We start from the raw sequence: 13,326 nt of genomic DNA on the forward strand, positions 1-13,326 counted from the left end.
CACCATGGACGCCCGGCCGTCTTTCCGCCGCCACTTAAGGGTCGAGGTCATCGAGGGAGAAGGGGTCTACCTGATCTCCGAGCGCGAGACCCAGGTGCTCACCGGCCGCTCGATCGAGGCCGTGGCCCGCCTGCTGGACGGCAAGCACACCGTCAACGACATCCTGGTCGCGGTGGAACCCGACATCCCGCCGGAGAACGTCTACTTCGTGCTGCAGACGCTGCGGCAGCGCGATCTGCTGGTGGACGTCACCGAGGACGTGGATCGCAGGACGGCCGCCTACTGGGAGATGACGGGGCTCAAGGCGCAGGAGGCGGTCGCCGCGGTGCGCGGCGGCCGGGCCGAGGTGCTCACCGTCGGCGACGTGTCGGCCCAGGAGCTGCGGAACCTGCTGGTGGCCGAGGGGGTCGAGGTGGCGGGGCCCGGGGAGGGCGCGGCACTGACCGTCGTGCTGACCGACGACTACCTGCGCGGCGACCTGGCCGAGATCAACCGGCGGCACCTGGCGGAAGGGCGGCCGTGGCTGCTGGCCCGGACGACCGGGCCGGTGCTGTGGGTGGGCCCGCTCTTCCGGCCCGGGGAGGGGGACGGCGGCTGCTGGCGATGCCTGTCGCAGCGGCTGGAGGGGCACCGGCAGTCGCTGACGTACCTGGAGGACAAGCTGCGGGCCAGCCGGCCCCTGGCCCTGCCCGCCGCCGACCTGGGGCTCACCCGGGGCGCGGGCGCGCGGCTCGTCGCGGCCGAGGCGGTGAAGTGGCTGGCCGGGGCGCGCAGCCCGCAGCAGCGCGACGTGATCACGTTCGACACCATGCAGGTCGCCGCCACCCGCCACGAGCTGCGCCGCAGGCCCCAGTGCCCCGAGTGCGGCGACGCCGGCCTGATGGCCGCGGCCGCGCACTCCCCCGTCGAGCTGGGCTCGCGGCCCAAGGCGTTCACCGCCGACGGCGGCCACCGCTCCCGGCACCCCGAGGACACCGCCGAGCGGTACGCCCACCTGGTCAGCCCGATCACCGGCGTCATCCGCGAGCTCGCCCGGATGGACACCAGGGTGCCCTTCGTCAAGGCGTACATGGCCGGCCACAACTTCGCCCGCCAGATGCACGACCTGGCCTCGCTGCGCAAGGGGCTGCGCAGCCAGAGCGCCGGCAAGGGCATGACCGACCTGCAGGCGAAGGTCAGCGCCATGTGCGAGGCGATGGAGCGCTACTCGGGCATCTTCCAGGGCGACGAGGCCAGGCGCAGGGCCAGCCTGCTGGAGCTCGGCGCGGACGCCGTCCACCCCAACGCCTGCTCGCTCTACAGCGACACCCAGTTCCGCACCCGCAAGGAGCTCGGCGCCACCACCAACTACTCCTTCGTCAACGCCCCGCTCGACGAGAACGCAGCGATCGAGTGGACGCCCGTGTGGTCGCTGACCGAGGGGCGGCACAAGTACCTGCCCACCGGCTACCTGTACTACTACTACAACGACCCCGGCTGCACCGGCCCGCTCTACGCCTGGGCCGACTCCAACGGCAACGCCGCGGGCTCCTCCCTGGAGGACGCCGTCGTCCAGGGCTTCATGGAGCTCGTCGAGCGCGACGCGGTGGCCCTGTGGTGGTACAACCGGGTGCCGAGGCCCGCCTTCGACCTCGACACCTTCGCCGACCCGTGGATGGCCGAGTTCCGCGACGTCTACGCCGGGCTCGGGCGCGACCTGCACGTGCTCGACCTCACCAACGACCTCGGCGTCCCGGCCGCCGCCGCGATCAGCCGCCGGGTCGACGGGCCGAGCGAGGACATCCTCATGGCCTTCGGCGCGCACTTCGACGTACGCATCGCCGTCCAGCGCGCGCTGGCCGAGCTGAACCAGTTCATCCCCGCCGTCATCGACGTCGGCCCCGACGGCGTCACCCGCTACAGGTTCCCCGAGAAGGACCAGGTCGACTGGTGGACACACGCGCGCGTGGCCGACCACCCCTACCTGTCGCCCGCCGGGAAGGCGGTGCCCGCCTCCGCCTACGCCCGGCCGGCCACCGCCGACCTGCTCGACGACGTCGAGCAGGCGCGTGCGCTGGTCGAGGAGCGCGGGATGGAGATGCTCGTGCTCGACCAGACCAGGCCCGACATCGGCCTGCCCGTCGTCAAGATCATCGTGCCGGGCATGCGCCACTTCTGGCGGCGGCTGGCCCCCGGCCGCCTCTACGACGTGCCCGTCCAGCTCGGCTGGCTCGCCGAGCCCACCCCGGAGGAGCAGATGAACCCCATCACGATGTTCCTGTGAGCACGCCCACGCCGACGCCCATGGTGGGCCTGCGCGAGGACGCGGTGGTCGCCTCCGGGGACGGCGTCCTGACCATCACGTGCCCCTTCGGCACGGTCGCCCTGCGCGGCCTGCCGCCGGCCGTCGAGGCGCTGCTGGGCGAGCTGCCCGGCACGCTGGCCGAGCGGGACGACCTGGCCGAGCGGCTCCTCGCGGCGGGCGGCACCAGCCACGACGCGGCCCTGCTGTACCTGACGCTGTCGCGGCTGCACCCGGTGCTCGTGCACGCGGTCGAGCCGCTGCTGCGGGTGGTGCCCATCGCCCGCGGCGCCCGGTTCCAGCCGCCCGACCTGTCCCCCGGCGACACCGTACAGCTGTCGAAGTTCGCCTTCGTCCGCAGGTCGGAGCAGGGGCTCGTGCTGGAGTCCGCGCTGTCGCTGCACCGCGTCACGCTCACCGAGGACGCCATGCCGCTGCTCGCGGCGCTCGGCCGCCCGGTCATGGTGAAGGAGGCGCCCGAGGCTCTCGCCCACCTCGTGGCCGCCGGCCTGGCCTTCGCCGGCGACGACGAGGAACGCGATCCCGCGCTGCGCTCGTGGGACTTCCACGACCTGCTCTTCCACTCCAGGAGCAGGTCCGGGCGGCACGACCAGCCGTTCGGCGCGACCTTCCGCTTCCTGGACGACCTGCCGCCCGAACCGGTGATCAAGCCGGTGCCCGAGGGCGCGGCCGTGGAGCTGTACCGGCCCTGCCTGGAGGAGGCCGCGGCAGCCGACCCGCCGCTCACCACCGTGCTGGAGACGCGCAGGTCGGTGCGCCGGTACGCCGGCCCGCCGACGATCCGGCAGCTCGGCGAGCTGCTCTACCGGGCCGCCAGGGTCAGGCGGATGTACGGGCCGGCGCCCGGCATGCCGTACGAGGCCAGCAGCCGCCCCTACCCCGGCGGCGGCGCCGTCTATGAGCTGGAGCTGTACCTGACCGTCGCCCGGTGCGAGGGCCTGGACAGCGGCGTCTACTACTACGACCCGCTCGGCCACCGGCTCGTCACGCTCCCCGCCAGGCCCGAGGACGCCCAGGCGATGCTGGCCACGGCGAGCCTGGCCACGGGCGGCATCGCCGACCCCGACGTGCTGATCACCTTCACCTCGCGCTTCCGTCGCATGTCGTGGAAGTACTCCGGGGTCGCCTACGCCGCCACGCTGAAGACCACCGGCGTGCTCTACCAGACCCTCTACCTGGTGGCCACCGCGATGGGCCTGTCGCCCTGCGGGCTCGGCAGCGGCGACTCCGACCTGGCCGCCCGCACCTTCGGCCTCGACTGGGCCACCGAGTCGTCGGTGGGGGACTTCCTCATCGGCGGCCCGCCCGCCGAATAGAAAGGAGAGCCCTGATGGCCGAGAGCATCTACATCCTCGGGGACGAGGACCGCAGGAAGTTCGCCAGGCTCGTCGCCGCCGCGTGGGAGGACGGCGACCTGCGCGCCCGCTACGAGCGCGACCCCATCGCCCTGCTGACCCAGTACGGCATCGCCTACCCGCAAGGCGTCCCCGCCCCGCCGCTGCCGCCCAAGCCGGAGGGCGAGTTCGACATCGCCGACCTGGAGTCGGCCGCCGGCGGCAGTGCCGAGCCGGGCAGCACGGTCAGCACCATCCTCACCTCCACCTCCTACACCGGGCCGAGCGTCCCCTCCTGCGTCAGCGACGCGACCTGAAGATCAAGGAGTCTGTGATGGCCGACAGTGTCTACGTCCTCGGTGACGAGGACCGCAGGAAGTTCGCCAGGCTCGTCGCGGCGGCCTGGCCGGAGGCGACCGCCGGCCCCACGGCCGGAACGGTCCCCTCGATCAGCCGCATCGGCAGTTGCCGCAGCACCTTGTGCGAGGTCGGTGCCGGCGCGGGAGACCCTCTCACGGAGACGCGATGAACGAGCCGGTGATCGAGGTCTCGGAGCTGCGCAAACGCTACGGGCCCTGCGCCGCCGTGGACGGCATCACCTTCGACGTCCGCGCGGGCGAGGTGTTCGCGCTCCTCGGCACGAACGGGGCCGGCAAGACCACCACGATCGAGATCCTGGAAGGCTACCTGCGGGCCACCTCGGGCACGGTGCGGGTGTTCGGTCAGGACCCGGCGAGCGCGCCGCGTTCCCGCATCGGCCTGGTGCTGCAGGAGTCCGGCCTGTTCGGCGACCTGTCGGCGGCCGAGACGGTGACCGCATGGAGCAGGTTCACCTCCGGCGCGATGCCGGTGGCCGAGGCGCTGGAGCTGGTGGGGCTGTCCGGCCAGGCCGGTACGCGGGTCAAGCGCATGTCCGGCGGCGAGCGGCGCAAACTGGACATCGCGCTGGCCACCCTGGGCCGTCCCGACCTGCTGTTCCTCGACGAGCCGACCACGGGGCTCGACCCCGAGGCCCGCCGGCGGGTCCGGGACCTGGTCAGGGGCCTCGCGGCCGGCGGGATGACGGTGCTGCTCACCACCCACTACCTGGAGGAAGCCCAGGAGCTGGCCGGCCGGGTGGCCATCATGGACCGGGGCAGGATCGTCACCCAGGGCACGATGTCGGAGGTGCTGGGCCGGGGTTCGGGACGGGTCGCCTTCGAGCTGCCCGCCGGCGCCACCCCCGAGGGGCTGCCGGTGGGCGAGCGGGACGTGCTCACCGCGACCGGGCGGCGGTGCGTGATCGTCACCGCCGAGCCCGAGTCGGTGGCGCACGCCGTGCTCGGGTGGGCGCAGGCGCGCGGCGTGCGGGTGACCGGCCTGGACGTCCGCCAGGCGACGCTCGAAGAGGTCTTCCTCGACATCGCCCAGGAGGTCCGGACGTGACCGCGTACACGCTGGCGCACTTCCGGCTGACCCAGACGCTGTTCTGGCGCACACCGATCTCGATCGGCATCGCCCTGTTCTTTCCCGTCCTGTTCGGCGGGCTGATGCCGCTGATGCTGCCGGGCGGCACCCGGGACGGCGCCCCGATCGACGTCGCCGTCATGACCGGCGTGATCGTGATGGGCATCACCACCCTGGGCTTCATGACGGTGGTGGAGTCCTTCGTCATGCGGCGGCAACTGCTGATACTCAAGCGGCTGCGCGGGACGGAGCTGCCCGACCTGGCCATCTTCGGCGGGGAGATCCTCACCGTGCTGTCGGTCGGGCTGCTGCAGCTCGTGCTGATCGTCGGCCTGGCCAGGGTCGTGCACGGCGTCGCGCTGCCGGCCAATCCCGCCCTGCTGCTGGTCATGGTGCTGCTCGGGCTCGCGGTGTGCGCCGCGATGGCGGTCGCGGTGAGCGGCAGGGTTCCCGCGCAGGGCTCCACGGTCGTGGTGAGCCTGCCGTTCCTGCTGCTCTCCCTTGCCCTGTCCGGATTCGCCTACCCTGTCGCGGCCTTCCCCGAATGGTTGCGGACGATCTCGTCCTTCCTGCCGTTCGAGCGGATGGCGGAGGGGATCAGGACGGCCTATCTCGGGCGTGACGTCACGGGGTCCGAGGTGGGGGTGGTGGAGGGCTTCCTGGTCGTGTGGCCGGGGTGGCTCGTCCTGGGCGCCTGGCTCGCGCTGTCCCTGCTCGCCGCGAAGAGGTGGTTCAGGTGGGAGCCTCGCAGAGGTTGAGGGGCGTCGGGCCGGGCACCGTACGGCTGGCCCGCGTCACGGCCGGGGTCTTCCTCGTCGGCATGGCGGCCTTCGCCGCCGTACCGCTCGCGGAGGCTCTGGGCGTCCACCCCGCCGTGCGGGCCACGGCGGCGGTCGTCCTGCTCATCGGCCTCACCGGCTGCTACCTGTGGCTGGCGGTGCGCGCGGTGCTGGACATGGGGTCCCGGTGGGACCTTGTGGTGCTGGGCGGGATGTGCGCGCTGGCCGTGGCCATACCGTTCGCCGCCGGACCCACCTGGCTGAGCGTCGGGTTCATGCTGCCGCTCGCCTTCGCCGTCACGCTGCGGGGCCGGTGGGCGGCGGCGGGCTTCTTCGCCTCGCTGGCCGCCTGCCTCGTCCTGCCCACGTCGCAGGATCTGAGCTGGGTGCTGTTCGGCTCGCTGCAGAACCTGCTCACGGCGGGCGCGCTCGCGGGCCTGACCATCTTCGCGACCCTGCTCGCCGAGCTGCAGCGCACGCGCGAGGAGGCCGCCAAGCTCGCCATCACCGAGGAGCGGCTCAGGTTCGCCCGCGAGCTGCACGACGTGCTGGGCCACAACCTCTCGGTCATCGCCATGCGGACCGAGCTGGGCACCCGGATCCCGCCCGAGGAGATCGGGCGGCTGCGCCGGGAGCTGAAGGAGATCCACGACATCGCGCGGCGCTCGCTGCACGACGTGCGGGCGGTGGTCAAGGGCTACCGCGAGATGTCGCTGGAGAGCGAGCTGGGCGGGGTTCGCCGGGTGCTGGAGACCGCCGGCGTGCGGTGCGACTTCGCCGAGCTGCCTCCCTCGCTGCCGCCGGAGGTCCGGGTGGCGCTGGCCTGGGCGGTCCGCGAGGCGGCCACCAACCTGCTGCGCCACAGCGACGCCACGGTCTGCCTGCTGGGCGTCGAGCCCGACGGCGACCGCATCACGGTGACCGTCGCCAACGACGGCGTACGCGCTCCCGGCCCGCAGGCCGACCCCGCCGTGGGTGGAAGCGGCCTGGCCGGGCTCGACGAACGCCTCGCGCAGGTGGCGGGAAGCTGCGGCCGCCACACCGAGGACGGCTGGTTCACGCTGTCGCTGAACGTTCCCGGTCGCCGCCCCCTGGCGCCCGCCCTGACGACCTCTGCTGCTACAGGAGACCGGAGATGATCAAAGTTCTGATCGCGGAGGACCACGACCTCATCAGAGGCGCGCTGATCGCCCTGCTGTCGGAGGAGAGGGACATCCGCGTGATCGGCGAGGTGTCCAGGGGCGACGAGATCGTGCCCGCCGTCGTCGGCTCCAAGCCGGACGTGGCCCTGCTGGACATCGGGCTGCCGGGCATCGACGGCCTGGAGGCGGCGGGCCTGATCAAGGAGTTGGAGCAGCCGCCGCCCGTGCTGATCCTCACCAGCGTCGGCACCCCCGGCAACTTCGACCGGGCCATGGCCGCCGGGGTGCGCGGCTTCCTGGTCAAGGACGCCCCCGCCCACCGGCTCACCGACGCCATCCGGGTGGTGGCCAGGGGCGAGCGGTACATCGACTTCGACCTGGCCGCGGACGGCGGTGGCGGCGAGCAGGAGCTCAACACCAACCCGCTGACGGCGCGGGAGATCGCCGTGCTGTCGGCCGTCGCCGCCGGCAGGCGCGGCAGCGACCTGCTCGGCTCCCTGGGCCTGTCGGTCCACACGATCAAGAACTACCTCGCCGCCGCCCGGCTGAAGACGGGCGCCCGCAACGACGACGACGCCGTGCGCGTCGCCCGCGCCAACGGCTGGCTGAACGAGGGGCCGGTGACCGCCGGCCATTGATCACAGGCCGGGAAGGCGTCACGATCAGCATGATGCATCCATCGGGACAAGCGGGAGCACTCCTGTGGTCCAGAACAGTGAAGCGCAGGTCAGGTGGCTGACCACGGCCGTCGTCGCGGTCACCGGGGCGCTGTGGGGCCTGACCCCGCTCGCCTTCCTGCTCACCGGTGACCCGCTGCGCGCCCTGCTGGCGCTCGTCCTGCTCGGCGGGCTGCTCGTCGTGTACGCCAGGATCGTCGCCCGGCACATCGCGGGAACGAGCCAAGGGCCCCACCGGGCACGCATCTTCCTGCTGTTCGCCGTCGTCGTCTACGGGGCGATCCCGTTCCAGGGCTCGGTGTGGATCTACACGCCGCTCATCGTCGCCACCGCCGGGCTGCTCCTGCTGCCCTTCCGCTACGGCGTCGGCGTGCTCCTGGTCGTGGCCGTCGCCGAGTACCCGCTGACGCGCATGGAGGGCGCCTCGGTCGAAGTGCCCGCCACGTACAGCAGCGCCGGGGTGCTCGTCGCCGCGGTGGTCGCCGCCGGCATCGTGCACTACGCGAGGTTCGTACGGGAGCTGCGCGAATTGCGGGTCGCGCTGGCCGAGATGGCCTTGGACCAGGACCGGCTGCGCCTGGCGGGCCAGCTGCACGACCTGCTCGGCCAGACGCTGACGTCGATCGCCCTGAAGACCGAGCTGACCCGGGCCCTGTTCGACGTGGACCGCGAGCGCGCCGCCGCCGAGCTGGCGGAGACGATCGTCCTCGCCAGCGACGCGCGCGCGGAGATCGGCGACGTGGTGGAGGCCACGTGCGCGCTCAACCTGGGCGCGGAGCTGACGTCCGCCGCCTCCCTGATCGAGCTCACCGGCGCGAGCTGTGACCTGCGCCTGGGCTTCAAGGAGATCGACGAGGAGACCGGCGACGCGCTCGGCTGGATGGTACGCGAGGCGGCCACCAACATCGTCAGGCACAGCGACGCCCGCCACTGCCTGATCGAGCTGAACCGGGTGAACGGCCGGGTCCGCCTGCTGGTACGCAACGACGGGGTCCGCGGCGAGCCGGCCGCCCGGCCGCCCGGCTCGGGACTGGCCGGGCTGCGCCGGCGGGTGGAGAAGCTGGGCGGGACCCTGGAGGCGGGGGCCGTGGGCGAAGACGGGTTCGAGGTGCGGGTGTCGCTGCCCGCCGTACACGATCGGGAAGGTGAGCACCGTTGATCCGCGTCCTGCTGGCTGAGGACCATGGCGTCGTGAGGGGCGCGCTGACGGCCCTGCTGAACCTCACGGGCGACATCGAGGTCGTGGCCGAGGCCGATCGCGGCGACAAGGTCGTCCCGCGCGCCCTCGCCTGCGGCCCGGACGTGGCCGTCATCGACATCGAGATGCCGGGCATCGACGGCGTCGAGGCCACCCGCCGTCTCAAGCTCGCCATGCCGGCCTGCGGCGTGCTCATCCTCACCGGCCTGGCCAGCACCGGCCTGCTGAGGCGCGCGATGGAGGCGGGGGCCGGCGGTTTCCTGCTCAAGGAAGCCCCCACGGAACGCCTGGCCGAGAGCATCCGCCGGGTCGCCCAGGGCGAGCGGGTGATCGACTCCTCCCTGGCCCTGGCCGCGATGAGCGCCACCACCACCCCGCTCACCGACCGCGAGGCGGCCGTGCTGGGGCTGGTCGGCTCGGGCGCCGGCACCGGCGAGATCGCCGCCCGGCTGCATCTGTCGACGGCGACGGTCCGCAACTACATCTCCAGCGTCATCACCAAGACCGGCGCCCGCAACAGGACCGACGCCGTCCGTATCGCCGTCGAGTCAGGCTGGATCGAAGGTCCGCGCCATTCCTGACTCGCCCGGTGCCGACGGGGCGGCACTAGGGCAGAAGGCCCAGAGTTCGACATGAGCACGAACACCCCGGCCGCTTCGGCCGATTCCATGGAAATTTCCCGAAATTCTCTCCACGCGAGGTAAGCCCAGGCCAGAGGCTCTGCCGGCATTCCAGATCACATCGCACGCCACCCGCAGGCCGCCACGTCTCCGCAGGTCAAAGAAGAATATGAACGTCGTGTTCGCGTTTGCCAGAATGCGAGTCGAATAGCAAGAATAGGCCGCTCCACACCAATTCTCCGAGCAGGGTTTACGTTGGCGCGCGAAGAATCACAAGGGAGCAACAATGCCGATTCTGGTCACGGGAGCGACGGGGACGGTCGGGCGCAGCCTCGTCCGGCACCTCCTGGAGGCGGGCCGGCAAGTGCGGGCGCTGACCCGCTCCCCGGAGAAGGCAGCGCTGCCGCCGGAGGTCGAGCTCGTACGCGGGGACTTCGGCGACCCCGCGAGCCTCGTCGCCGCCTTGCGCGGGGTCGAGCGCATGCACCTGGTGGCCGTCGAGGGCCAGGGGCCGCTCACGACCGGCGGGGAGATCATCGAGCTGGCCGAGCGCGCAGGGGTGCGGCGGCTCACCCATCTCGGCCACAACGATCCCAGCGCCTCCGACGACGACCCGATGGAGGCCGACCACCGGGCGCTGCACCGCTTCATCGAGGGCTCCGGCCTGGAATGGACCCACGTGTTCCCGGGCGAGTTCATGGCCAACACCCTGGACTGGGCGCCCTCCATCAAGGCCGGGAGCGTGGTCCGGGCGCCGTTCGGCGGCTGGACCAACGCCATGGTGCACGAGGCGGACATCGCCGCGGTCCTGACGGCTGCGCTGCTGGAGGACGGCCATGCCGGTCGCACCTACTGGCCCACCGGGCCCGAGCCCGTACGGCGGGCGGATGCGGTGCGTCTCATCGGGGAGGCGATCGGGCGGGAGGTCCGTTTCATCGAGCTGACCCCGGAACAGGCTCGCGAGGAATGGCGGGACGCCTACCCGCCCGAGGTGATCGAGTGGTTCCTGCAACTGGGCGACTACCTGAACGACGCCGAGGTGCCCGTCTCGCCGGACGTGGAGAAGGTGACCGGCCGCCGCGGGCGTACCTTCGCGCAGTGGGCCCGCGACCATGCCGACGACTTCCGGTGATGCCGCGCCGGCAGGGTGGGCGAGGAACTCCGCGCTCCCCACGGCCGCTTCTGATACCCGCATGTCCCCCCGCCGGTGTCACCCGGCCAACCGCGAAACCCTCGAGCTCCGGGGATACAGGGGGATCAGTCGGGCAGACGGACAACGATGATCACGGTAGTGCCTGCCGGGCCCGTGGCCACCGTGAGCGAGTCGCTGAGCCGGGCCATCAGCCACAGCCCGCGGCCGTCATCGCGGTCGCGGGCAGGCATCGACGCCTGCCGGCAGCGGGCCGGGATCCCGGGTCCGTGATCGCTGATCTCGCAGCACAACAGGCCCTGGGCCCGCCACAGCCGCACCCGCCCGGACCCGCCGCCGTGGTCGAAGACGTTGGCCACGCCTTCGTGCACGGCCAGTTCGAGGTCCTCGCACCTGGCCTGCGACAGTCCCTGCCGGGCGGCGTGAGCGCTCACGCCTTGGCGCAACGCGCTCGGATCGCCGGCAGCCCAGCCATCGGGATCGGCGGCGTCCAGTGTCCAGGTCAGCAGCGGGTCCCGGCATTCCGGCGGCGGCCCGTGGATCCTGCTCACCGCTCATACCGCCTGGTCGCCGGTCATGAGGAGCGGGCGCCTGCCGGCCGCAGGAGCCACCACTCTGATGCGCCGCATGCCCGTTCCCGGCGGCGGCACCTCGACGGCGGGCGGCCTTCCGGGTGACGGGACAACGTACGCAGGCTCGGGCATGGCCAGCAAGACGACCGACGGCGCCTTGGACATCATGGTCCCTTCATTGGCGCGATCAGCGCGGCAGCGAGGCAGCGACGACCGCTTGAGATTCAGAACAGCAGCCTGGCTAGCCACAGCCCCTGCCCCCACGCAGAGGAGGGAAACGGCCCTCATCCCCCGGGTGCATGCGGGGCTGCGCGCCACCCCCTGAGATCGCAGAAGCCACCGACGCCGGGCATGGGGCCGGTAGGCCGCTCACCTGGGGCTCCGTTAGGATGGTGTCGATCTCATCGCTGGGTGGCCGCTTCCGGGTCCGTTCCCGTGGCGCGTGTCATGCAGCTGGTGCCTCCCGCCCCGGCGCACGTCCGGGGTCCGTACGGACAAGTGTCCGGCCGTGCGGTGTGGTGCGAGCCGGGCAGAGATCGCCTTCATCCACAAGATCAGTGCTCTTCGCGTCGCCGCCGGGCGGGGCCGAGGGCGAGTGGAGCGAGCACGCAGGTCATCACGGCAAACCCGCCCGCCGCCAAAGGTGGTGCGCGGGAGGGCAAAGATCTGCCCATTCGGCGGTGGGCCGGCCGGGTGAGCGGCGGTGACGAACCTAGACTCATCCCTACCAACCCCTCGATGCCCGCTGAACCCATCAATAACGCCGCCTAATGGGCGGCTGGAGTCGTCCCAGTGATCACGGCAATCGTCCTCGGAATCGCGGCCGTCTCGGCCCTGGAAATCACTCTCCTGCTGGCTCTGCTGTGCCTCGCGGGCGCGGAGCTGCGCTCGTTCCTGCGCCGTCATCCGCATGGCGCCGTCGCCGGCATGCGCGATCTGGCCACGGAGGCGCGGCAGCGCTGGCTCCTCGCGTGGGACGCCGTCGAGCGACGCTGGTGGTCGCACAGCCGGTAGGGCGGAGGCGGCCCTCGCCACGCGCGGGTGGCCGGTGGCGAGGGCGGCCGGTTCGTCCGGTCACGCCGGGCGAGCGAGCGCCGGCGCCCATCAGGCGTGCCGGCACTCGGGGGGCCGAGATCACGCGCGGGGGCGGCGATCGTCGAGCCAGAGCGCTCTCCCGCCGCCGAAGCTCGTGCCCGTGATGGCCGGCGCCGTTGTGGTCCGTTGTCCGGCTGCGTCCAGGCAAGGCTTTTCTCACCGAATAATGATCAAGAAGGGGACTGCGCCGCGATGGGCGACGTGCAGCGGAAGTTCGAGTTGACCGGACCGCAGATCGCGGGCAGCGCGCTGGCTGCGGCGACCGCCGCGGTCGCCGCCTCCTATCTGGGGGTGGCCGGCACCGTGATCGGCGCGGCGCTGGTCAGCGTCGGCACCACGGTGGGCACCGCCGTGTACGCGCACTACCTCGAACGCACCGGTGAGAAGGTCAAGCAGCACACGGTGAATGCCCAGCGCGGGCACGCCGCCGCGAAGGCGGGGGGCGGCGGATCGTCCACCCTGGTCGCAGCGATGGAGGAGGTGCCGCGCAGGAAGCTGCCGTGGGCCAGGGTGGCCACCGCCACCGGGCTGGTGTTCGCCATCAGCATGGGCGGCATCCTGACGTACCAGACCGTGGCCGACCGGACCGTGGCCGATCAGCTCACCGGCGAGCCCGCACGCAAGACCGCGCGAACCAAGCCGGCAGCCGACAAGGACGAGGGCTCCGTGCCCGACGTCCCCGCTCGCCCGATCCGGACGCCGGCCACCCCGTCGACGAGCCTGTCCCCCAGCCCGGCGGCCACCCCGGCCCTCACTCCGACGCTCACTCCGGCGCAGACCGTGACCGCGGCCGTCACCACGATGCCGACGCCGGCCGGCGAGCCCACCCCTGCTCCTGTGCCAACGGTCACGAGCGGCGCTTCCGACTCCCCTCACACCGATCCGCCGTCCCCCGGGCAGGGCCCGAGTCCCCTCGGCGCGGTACCGGAGCCGCAGCCCACCGAGCCGGCCGGACAGCGCCCGACGCCGACCTGCCATCCGGCCGGCGACCATGCACCCGTGTGCTGATCT

Annotated in this window: 14 protein-coding genes; 13 read left to right on the forward strand and 1 reads right to left on the reverse strand. The window is 72.3% G+C overall.

Going from position 1 to position 13,326, the window contains the following annotated elements; genetic code table 11:
- Window positions 1-4: 4 nt before the first annotated feature.
- From ACBJ32_RS44895 to ACBJ32_RS44945, 11 genes are all read left to right on the forward strand, one after another.
- On the forward strand, window positions 5-2,263 hold the full coding sequence (locus tag ACBJ32_RS44895; RefSeq protein ID WP_375132235.1) for a TOMM precursor leader peptide-binding protein: 2,259 nt from the start codon (window positions 5-7) through the stop codon (window positions 2,261-2,263).
- Complete coding sequence (locus ACBJ32_RS44900) at window positions 2,260-3,618, forward strand: SagB family peptide dehydrogenase (protein ID WP_375132033.1); 1,359 nt, start codon at window positions 2,260-2,262, stop codon at window positions 3,616-3,618. Before ACBJ32_RS44895 ends, ACBJ32_RS44900 begins: the two co-directional genes overlap by 4 nt.
- Before the next feature lie 14 nt (window positions 3,619-3,632).
- Complete coding sequence (locus ACBJ32_RS44905) at window positions 3,633-3,953, forward strand: hypothetical protein (RefSeq protein WP_375132034.1); 321 nt, start codon at window positions 3,633-3,635, stop codon at window positions 3,951-3,953.
- A 17-nt stretch (window positions 3,954-3,970) separates the two neighbouring features.
- Window positions 3,971-4,165, forward strand: a complete 195-nt coding sequence (locus ACBJ32_RS44910; protein ID WP_375132035.1) for a hypothetical protein — start codon at window positions 3,971-3,973, stop codon at window positions 4,163-4,165.
- Window positions 4,162-5,061 (forward strand): ABC transporter ATP-binding protein, encoded by a 900-nt coding sequence (locus ACBJ32_RS44915; RefSeq protein ID WP_375132036.1) that lies wholly within the window; start codon window positions 4,162-4,164, stop codon window positions 5,059-5,061. The genes ACBJ32_RS44910 and ACBJ32_RS44915 overlap by 4 nt, the downstream gene beginning before the upstream one ends.
- On the forward strand, window positions 5,058-5,840 hold the full coding sequence (locus tag ACBJ32_RS44920) for an ABC transporter permease (protein ID WP_375132037.1): 783 nt from the start codon (window positions 5,058-5,060) through the stop codon (window positions 5,838-5,840). The genes ACBJ32_RS44915 and ACBJ32_RS44920 overlap by 4 nt, the downstream gene beginning before the upstream one ends.
- Window positions 5,819-7,000, forward strand: coding sequence for a sensor histidine kinase (locus tag ACBJ32_RS44925; RefSeq protein ID WP_375132038.1), 1,182 nt, complete (start codon window positions 5,819-5,821; stop codon window positions 6,998-7,000). Before ACBJ32_RS44920 ends, ACBJ32_RS44925 begins: the two co-directional genes overlap by 22 nt.
- Window positions 6,997-7,641 carry a DNA-binding response regulator gene (locus ACBJ32_RS44930; protein WP_375132039.1) on the forward strand — a complete coding sequence of 215 codons (645 nt, stop codon included), beginning with the start codon at window positions 6,997-6,999 and terminating at the stop codon, window positions 7,639-7,641. Before ACBJ32_RS44925 ends, ACBJ32_RS44930 begins: the two co-directional genes overlap by 4 nt.
- Window positions 7,642-7,705: 64 nt before the next feature.
- Entirely contained in the window at window positions 7,706-8,839 is a 1,134-nt protein-coding gene (locus ACBJ32_RS44935; RefSeq protein ID WP_375132040.1) for a sensor histidine kinase, read from the forward strand.
- Window positions 8,836-9,459: a DNA-binding response regulator gene (locus tag ACBJ32_RS44940; protein WP_375132041.1), complete on the forward strand. Its 624-nt coding sequence runs from the start codon at window positions 8,836-8,838 to the stop codon at window positions 9,457-9,459. Before ACBJ32_RS44935 ends, ACBJ32_RS44940 begins: the two co-directional genes overlap by 4 nt.
- A 325-nt stretch (window positions 9,460-9,784) precedes the next feature.
- Window positions 9,785-10,630 carry an NAD(P)H-binding protein gene (locus tag ACBJ32_RS44945; RefSeq protein ID WP_375132042.1) on the forward strand — a complete coding sequence of 282 codons (846 nt, stop codon included), beginning with the start codon at window positions 9,785-9,787 and terminating at the stop codon, window positions 10,628-10,630.
- Window positions 10,631-10,755: 125 nt separating this feature from the next.
- Here ACBJ32_RS44945 and ACBJ32_RS44950 read toward each other — a convergent pair whose 3' ends face one another.
- Window positions 10,756-11,199 carry an ATP-binding protein gene (locus ACBJ32_RS44950; RefSeq protein ID WP_357887620.1) on the reverse strand — a complete coding sequence of 148 codons (444 nt, stop codon included), beginning with the start codon at window positions 11,197-11,199 and terminating at the stop codon, window positions 10,756-10,758.
- An 813-nt stretch (window positions 11,200-12,012) separates the two neighbouring features.
- On the opposite strand from ACBJ32_RS44950, the gene ACBJ32_RS44955 reads away from it, so the two are divergent.
- Window positions 12,013-12,234, forward strand: coding sequence for a hypothetical protein (locus tag ACBJ32_RS44955; RefSeq protein WP_375132043.1), 222 nt, complete (start codon window positions 12,013-12,015; stop codon window positions 12,232-12,234).
- A gap of 273 nt (window positions 12,235-12,507) precedes the next feature.
- Window positions 12,508-13,323 carry a hypothetical protein gene (locus ACBJ32_RS44960; RefSeq protein WP_375132044.1) on the forward strand — a complete coding sequence of 272 codons (816 nt, stop codon included), beginning with the start codon at window positions 12,508-12,510 and terminating at the stop codon, window positions 13,321-13,323.
- Window positions 13,324-13,326: the final 3 nt, after the last annotated feature.

The sequence above is a fragment of the Nonomuraea sp. GTA35 genome (assembly GCF_041950525.1).
In the GTDB taxonomy this organism is placed as follows: domain Bacteria; phylum Actinomycetota; class Actinomycetes; order Streptosporangiales; family Streptosporangiaceae; genus Nonomuraea.

Excerpts from the sequence above, each read along its gene's own strand:
- ACBJ32_RS44915 (WP_375132036.1), top strand. The coding sequence starts at position 4,162 with ATGAACGAGCCGGTGATCGAGGTCTCGGAGCTGCGCAAACGCTACGGG.
- ACBJ32_RS44930 (WP_375132039.1), top strand. The coding sequence starts at position 6,997 with ATGATCAAAGTTCTGATCGCGGAGGACCACGACCTCATCAGAGGCGCG.
- ACBJ32_RS44905 (WP_375132034.1), top strand. The coding sequence starts at position 3,633 with ATGGCCGAGAGCATCTACATCCTCGGGGACGAGGACCGCAGGAAGTTC.
- ACBJ32_RS44960 (WP_375132044.1), top strand. The coding sequence starts at position 12,508 with ATGGGCGACGTGCAGCGGAAGTTCGAGTTGACCGGACCGCAGATCGCG.
- ACBJ32_RS44910 (WP_375132035.1), top strand. The coding sequence starts at position 3,971 with ATGGCCGACAGTGTCTACGTCCTCGGTGACGAGGACCGCAGGAAGTTC.
- ACBJ32_RS44945 (WP_375132042.1), top strand. The coding sequence starts at position 9,785 with ATGCCGATTCTGGTCACGGGAGCGACGGGGACGGTCGGGCGCAGCCTC.
- ACBJ32_RS44895 (WP_375132235.1), top strand. The coding sequence starts at position 5 with ATGGACGCCCGGCCGTCTTTCCGCCGCCACTTAAGGGTCGAGGTCATC.